Origin of the sequence: Psittacicella melopsittaci (genome assembly GCF_003585925.1) — a bacterium.
In the GTDB taxonomy this organism is placed as follows: domain Bacteria; phylum Pseudomonadota; class Gammaproteobacteria; order Enterobacterales; family Psittacicellaceae; genus Psittacicella; species Psittacicella melopsittaci.
Genome location: NZ_NRJH01000014.1, coordinates 47,114 through 54,126, shown reverse-complemented (window position 1 = coordinate 54,126; position 7,013 = coordinate 47,114). Strand labels below are relative to the sequence as shown.

The window sequence follows — 7,013 nt, the reverse complement described above, 5'->3', positions numbered from 1 at the left end:
TTAGACTATAAAATATTACAATTTTATTTCTTTATTTTTCAATAATTTAAGTAATATTTGATAAATTTTTATTGTGAAATATATTTCTTTTTTTTAAGATATGATTTAAGCTAATAACATATTTGCGAAATATACAAACCGCAAGATTTTAGATTTTAGATTAAGATTAATTTTGATTTTAGGTATAAGAATATGAAAAAAACATTAGTTGCTTTAACTTTAGCAGCTCTGACAACAGGGGCTTTTGCAGACACAACTGTTTATCAAACTGATCAAGGTCGTGTATATGTTGATGGTAATGTACGTCTATCAGGTGTACTTTTTAACAACAAAACTGAAACAACTTCAGGTAACACTACTAGTGTAACCCAAAGATACAACGATGGTCGTAGCTACGTTTTAAGACTAGTTTTAGGTGGTGGTTTTGACGCAAAAGTAGGCGAAAAAGGTACTTTTGGTGCTTATCTAAGCTACTACAAAGAATTCTATACTTCCAAGTATACTAATGACCTAACTTCAACCGTTGTTAAAGGTCATAACGGCAGACCAGTTTATCTAAAAGTAGGTCGTTTCTACTATGATTACGACAACTTTGTTCGTGTAACCTTCGGTTTACGTGGCGAAAAAGATGCTGCTCAATACTGGCAATTTACAGATGCTTTAGAATATGCACGTGATGAATATGTTTTAACAGCAAACCATCTAGTCCTCGGGGCAAGAACCGCGTTTGACTTAGTTGACAGAGTTAACTATGCTCCAGGTACAGATAAACGTACTGTACGTGCTGACTTCTTCTTTGGCGAAAATAAAGAACACTATGCAAGTGTATCTTATGCTGATAATAAAACAGCATCAAGTAGTGAGTATGGTACCCAATTTGCAGGGGTTTATGGTTATAAAGGTTTTAAAGACCTAGTGCTACAAGTGGTAGCTTCTGCAGGTCACTAATGGTTCTACTACTTGGGTTGGTTATGATCACCAGTCTTTAGACTTTTCTGCTTCTTATAACCTAACAGAAAATACGCAATTATCAGGTTCGGCAGGTGTGGCAAAAGAAACAATCGAACGTAACTTCTCGAGAACTTTCTTCGCAGCTAATGTTCAGGTATTAAATACTACATATAAATATGCTCAGCCAGCTTTAGGCTACTCTTACGTATTTACGCAATCAACTCTAAACTCTGCAACACGTGCAACAAACAGATCACACACAGTATATGGTAGAGTTTACTCTCAAGTTGCTAACCAAGTGTTAGTAGGGGTAGAAGCTTCAGTACGTAGAACAGATAACGATAGTAACACGACTGGAACTAAATCAAAAACAACAGTTACCAACTATGGTGTGTTTGCTAAATACAGTTTCTAAGCAAAATATAAATAAGGATCAAGATAAATTCTTGATCCTTATTCCATTAAAAGAGGATCAAGTGATGAACTTGATCCCTTTTGCAGTTTTATAACGAAAAAAAGTCCTAAGCAGTGCTTAAGACTCAACCTTGAAAATCCGCAGATGCCTAATTGCATCTGCAACTTAAGCTCAAATACTTTATCAAACTATCCTTTTCCTCAGAGCTTGAAAAGGGTAGTTTAGAGCTTCGATAAAGACTTAAGCTTAAATGCTGTAATAACCTTGTTTTGCTTGGGCTATTTAATGGTAAAATAAAAGCAACAAGCAAATTATATTAAAATGCTAATTAACTATATAAAGCATTTAATTAGCTTTATTTTAAATAACTTTTCTTTTTCTTTCTATATTTTATTATAAGCGAAGATTAGATTATTTCAACACTTTTTTTCATATTTTTTCACGATATTTTCGTGAGAAAAACACCTTTAAGAAAATAATGTCTATTTTTCAAAAGTTTAATGGCAAGATCTTTAAATTTAGTTACCATTATTCCTTACTATTTTATTAAGTTATTATTGACCTTATGAATGCAGATAACTCTCAAGGTTTTATTAAGCCTACGTTTATTGAAGAAATTCAAGAAAAAGCGGTATTGAGTGATGTTATTGGTCGCTATGTTAAATTAGAAAAAACAGGTTCACATAAGTGGAAAGGATGCTGTCCTTTTCATAATGAAAAGACACCGTCTTTTCATATAGATGATGACCGTGCGGTTTACCACTGTTTTGGTTGTGGAGCTAAAGGAAACGTTCTTACTTTTTTACGTAACCACAATGGCTTAAACTTTAAAGATGCAGTTAAAGAACTAGCTAATCTCCTTGGCATGCCCGTTGAATACCAAGAAGATGGACGTAGTGAAAAGGATAAAGAACTAGCTCAAGCTCGTCGCCTCTCCCTACAAATTGACCAAAAAATTCTGCAAGAAGTGGCAGAGTTTTATCAATATCAACTCCAACATAACCAAGGGGCAGTTGACTACTTAGTAAGTCGAGGCATGACCGAAGATATGGCTAATCTATATTTTCTGGGCTATGCTCCAGCAAATAATGCTGTACTCCACTACTATAATAGTCTGGTTGCTCAAGGTAAAAGTCCTGTACCTGATCCTTTAACTCACTTACTCAATGTCGATGTATTGCGTAAATCTAGTCAAGGTGAAGGCTATTATGACACTTACCGCGAAAGAATTGTTTTCCCGATTTTTAATTTAAATGGGGATATTGTTGGCTTTGGCGGACGAATACTCAACAATAGTAAAAGCAAAGCCAAATACATTAACCCGTCCAATACTTCAACTCTGTACGACAAATCAAAAGAGCTCTACGGTTTATACCAAGTGGTGCAAGCACACCGCATTAACCGTGCCAAAATTGAACGTATTATCTTAGTTGAAGGTTACTTAGATGTAATTTCCTTAAGTCAATTTGGTATATTCCAAGGCGTAGCGGCTTCAGGTACAGCTATAGCTCAAGGACAACTACAGCAAATTTTTAAATACACTACAAATCTTGTATGCTGTTTTGATGGAGATAGTGCAGGTTACAAAGCTGCAGCTCAGGCTGCTCGTAATGTTCTGGGTATTCTTAGTGATGAATATACAGTGCAATTTGCTTTTTTAAGTGACGGTGAAGATCCAGATTCTTACTTAAAAAAATATGGCCCGCAAAGCTATGATCAGTTTTTACGCCATAAAACCATTGGCTTAATTGACTATTTAATTGAACATACGCTGTCTAGTCTCGAACAAAAGAATACAGCTCCTAGCGAAATCGAGCGCTTTGCTTTATCGCAACTGGGATACTATTATGCCCAAATTTCTGCCGTAGCTTACCGTAATGACCTGGTTAACAAAGTAATTCGTCGCTTTAACCTAGATCACGCTGCTCTTATGGCACAATTTGCTCAAGCTAAAGATCTCTATGAGCAAGAGCAAGAAGAAGATCGTCTTCGCTTTGCCAATCAGCAACGCTATCGCCAGGAACAAACGCAAGTGGTGACACAAGTTGCCCCTGCTTCTACGCCAAATAAAGTAAGCCAAGAGCCAAAGCAAGAGCAAGAACCTGTTTCTAGAACGCCTGTAGTTAATACAAGTAATCCTTACGGCTATGGTTATCGTCGCCAAGAAGATCAACCGCAAACTAAAAGGAAAAAGCGTGATCCAAGTCAAGTTAGTGCTGCAGGTAAAAGCATGCTTGCCCAAGCTACAGGACAAAATCTCGGACGTGAATATGGACGCCGTAACAAAGAACCTGAGCGTCAAGTTAACTTGCAACAAATCCAAACTTTTACCCAAGCAAGTGAACAAGATCCTTTAAAAGCTCGAGTTAATGCTTTTGCTTCGCAAATTCAACAGCGGAGTCAAGCTCATGCTATGCGGAAGGCAATCGAACACTCGGTAAGAGACTCACAAAACAGTGAATTTCGTATTTCCTATATCCATGCCTTTCGGGAACTATTAGCTAGTGCATATACGCCAGAAGAACGACAAGCTAATCAAGAAAGCTTAACTAATCAACTTTGGGATAAATTTAAAGATCAAGCTATTCAAAATATCAACTATCGCCTCCTTTTACAACGTACAGCTCTCGCCAAAGGGCGACAAATTAAACACAAGCTCGAGTTTACCCAAGAGGCAGTAGAGGCTGAAATTTTACGCATCGCTAAAGAAGTACATGCCCAAAGTGTAGCCTATAATATTCCTTTAACTAAGTTTATTGCCCAACAAGGTTTACCTCAGGTTGACTCGGCAACTCCTAAAGAACTCCAACCTCTGGAAAAGGAGTACTTAGCCAACCAAATTGAACAAACTAAACAAGAGTTAAAGTTACGCTTTGATTACAAGGATATTTATTATCATGGTTTAGTAATTCAAATCGAACCTTTAGTTTATGCTAATCCAGATGCCCTTGAACCTATAAAAGGCTTTCTGCAAGCAGCTCGTCGCTATGAAAACCGGATATTAACCTTAATTTCCTGGTACTACCAACGCCCAATTGTGGCAATAAGTAGTATGCTCAGCTATATAACTGTATTTAGCTTACCTTGCTTTACTTTCTTTAACCATTTACATTTTGCTTTGGCAACGGTTAGAGACAAATTAAAGGATGGCTTAATTTCCGAAGAGCAAGCAAGTGAAGAAGTACGCCAAGTAGTTGAGGCTAACTATAATCGCTATCTCGAACGCCACTTTGGGGAATTTGCGCATAACTTGGTTGAATTTACCCCCGATGATGCTCCTTATATTTTTAATAAGGGGATGCAAGAAACCTATACTAATTTTGTATATAGCATTTGTCGTCTGGGGCAAGTTTATCTGCAAACCTATGCCGAGCAAATTAATAATGTTAATGTGGAGATGACCTATTTACGCAGTTTAGAAAAACTTCTGCAATATGATCTCCAACGTTTACAACAAAAAGAAAACACTATTTCTAGCGAACAAAAAGCTAACCTTCAGCGAGCACAAACCTTTTTAAATGATTATGATCGTCTGCAAATGCAGCAACACTCATATCTCATTTCCTATATTAGCCCTGCAAATCCGCAACCTATGCCAGGTTACGACCTCATGAAACTCGGGCAATATGATGCTCCGCTCTGGTCAAGCTTGCACCCTGAAACAGATCTGTTTTCTTTAACTAGCATGCGAGTACAGGCAAGTCGAGTAGAAAGACTGCGCGAAAATGAAACTGTACGTGTCTTAAAAGTAAAAGATAGCAATGCTTACCAAGAAAGCCTCAAGGCTAAACGTTTAAGTCAAGGCGTAAGTGACGCTCAGGCTCTCGAATTACACCTTAGCCAAGATGTAGATGTGCCTCTTGAACAACTCAAGCAACAGTTCAAACAAAGTACTCAAGTACCCGAACTCGTTGCCCCTCAAGAAGGACAAACTTCGCAAGCTGAGTTAAAACAAGCATTTGCTACTCTGGAAGAAGATGAAGACTTTAGTCTGAGTCAAAGCCCAGAAGCTTATGCCCCTCAACTAAACCAGACCTTAGAGCAGGATCCTAGCTCGCAAGTTGAAGGCAAAGCTGAGGACAATACTTTTGTGGTAGCCGAGCAAGAACTGACAAACCAAGCTCAAGAACAAGAGCCTACAACTCAAGCTCAAGAACAAGAGCCTACAACTCAAGCTCAAGAGCAAGGACAAGAAATTCTTGTTCAAGCAGAACCGCAAGTGCCTGAAGATCTACTCGCGTATGATCTTAATAACCTCGATCCTGAATCTTACTTTGTCTCAGAAGATCAACAAGATTATATTCCTTATAGCGATGAAGAAGCTCAAGCTTATTTTGATAGTATGGCTTGGGAGCAAGAACAAGGCAATAATTTTGATCCTGATGCTTATAAGTAATTTTTACAATGCAAAAAGCTCAAGAACCATTTGGTTCTTGAGCTTTCTTTTTAGCGTTTGGCTACAATTATTACCCTTTGTGGACGAGGGTAACCTTCGATAGTTAAGTCAGGGTTGTGAGGATCAAGAAAATCTTGCAGCGAAAGCGGAGAAGATAAAGGCGTAGACCTTTGTTCTTCACTTGTAGTTACTGACAGATCTTTAACTTCATACTCTTTAAAGCCAGCCATTTCTAGCCATTTTTCTAAAGTCGCTAAACTCGGAATAAAATACACATTGGTCATACCACAGTATTTTGCCCCTGGAATTAAACAAGTTTGGGCATCACCGTCAATTACTATAGTTTCTAAAACTAATGTGCCATTTGGGGTGAGGAATTTAGCTAAATCCTCTAAGAAAATCACTGGGTCTTTACGGTGGTAGAGTACCCCCATGTTAAAAACTACATCAAATTTATTGTAAACAGGCACTTTAGCTAAAGGTAAGGTGAGCATATAAGGCACTTGGCTCGGATCGCTAGCTAAAGCAGTATAAATTACTTTAGTGAGTAAAAATTGTGCCGTAAAACCCTCAAAAGGTTCTACACCCAGGACAAACTTAGGTTGATGTTTACCCTTGAGCATTTGCCATAAGTAATAGCCATTACCACAGCCAACATCGAGAACATTTTTTCCTGCCAGCTGTTGATCTAAACCTAAAGCTTGAATACGTGCCCATTTTTTCCCACAATCCCATTCGGCATCTATTTCTTGCCCTAAGAGATTAAATGGACCTTTGCGCCAAGGAATTAGATCTTGGACTAAAGTATCGCGTAAACGTAAAATCTTATGCCAGAGTTCATTTGGGTATTGTTTAAAATACTCTGCCCATAAGGGATGTAATTCTAACTTATCACCAGCTTGAGTGGATAAAAAGCTTGGAATTTGCTCTAAGTTTACTAAAGCTTCAAGTTCAGCACTTACTTCTTCTGGTGCCAAAGCTGGATTTTCTTGCCAAAAGGCTCTTAATTGTTCTTTTTGGCTCAAAGCTTGTTGTTTAAATTCGGCAAGAAAATTTTCTAAAGCAGCTAGTTTACGCAAATTATTAATAAAAGCTACTTCACGCGAAGATTTAGTTTTTGCTCGCGCTAGTAAAGTAGCATCTGCTTCTTGCATGGCAGCACTTAGAGCAGGAAGCCAATCGTTTAACTCTGGACGGTGGAGAATACAAGCTAAAATGCTTTGATCTTCAGGATTAGTAAACATAGAATAG

Annotated in this window: 4 protein-coding genes; 3 read left to right on the top strand and 1 reads right to left on the bottom strand. The window is 37.8% G+C overall.

The genetic code is table 11. The features are described 5' to 3' along the window. The first annotated feature begins 192 nt into the window (after positions 1–192). From CJP74_RS01860 to dnaG, 3 genes are all read left to right on the top strand, one after another. Complete coding sequence (locus CJP74_RS01860; protein WP_119496580.1) at positions 193–948, top strand: hypothetical protein; 756 nt, start codon at positions 193–195, stop codon at positions 946–948. Positions 949–1,045: 97 nt separating this feature from the next. Further along, on the top strand, positions 1,046–1,366 hold the full coding sequence (locus tag CJP74_RS01855; RefSeq protein ID WP_119496579.1) for a hypothetical protein: 321 nt from the start codon (positions 1,046–1,048) through the stop codon (positions 1,364–1,366). A gap of 565 nt (positions 1,367–1,931) precedes the next feature. Next, positions 1,932–5,762, top strand: coding sequence for a DNA primase (dnaG, locus tag CJP74_RS01850; RefSeq protein ID WP_119496578.1), 3,831 nt, complete (start codon positions 1,932–1,934; stop codon positions 5,760–5,762). A 50-nt stretch (positions 5,763–5,812) separates the two neighbouring features. Here dnaG and cmoB read toward each other — a convergent pair whose 3' ends face one another. Then, positions 5,813–7,006, bottom strand: coding sequence for a tRNA 5-methoxyuridine(34)/uridine 5-oxyacetic acid(34) synthase CmoB (cmoB, locus tag CJP74_RS01845; RefSeq protein ID WP_119496577.1), 1,194 nt, complete (start codon positions 7,004–7,006; stop codon positions 5,813–5,815). Positions 7,007–7,013: the final 7 nt, after the last annotated feature.

Coding starts and splice junctions, on each gene's coding strand:
- CJP74_RS01860 (WP_119496580.1), top strand. CDS start 193: ATGAAAAAAACATTAGTTGCTTTAACTTTAGCAGCTCTGACAACAGGG.
- cmoB (WP_119496577.1), bottom strand. CDS start 7,006: ATGTTTACTAATCCTGAAGATCAAAGCATTTTAGCTTGTATTCTCCAC.
- dnaG (WP_119496578.1), top strand. CDS start 1,932: ATGAATGCAGATAACTCTCAAGGTTTTATTAAGCCTACGTTTATTGAA.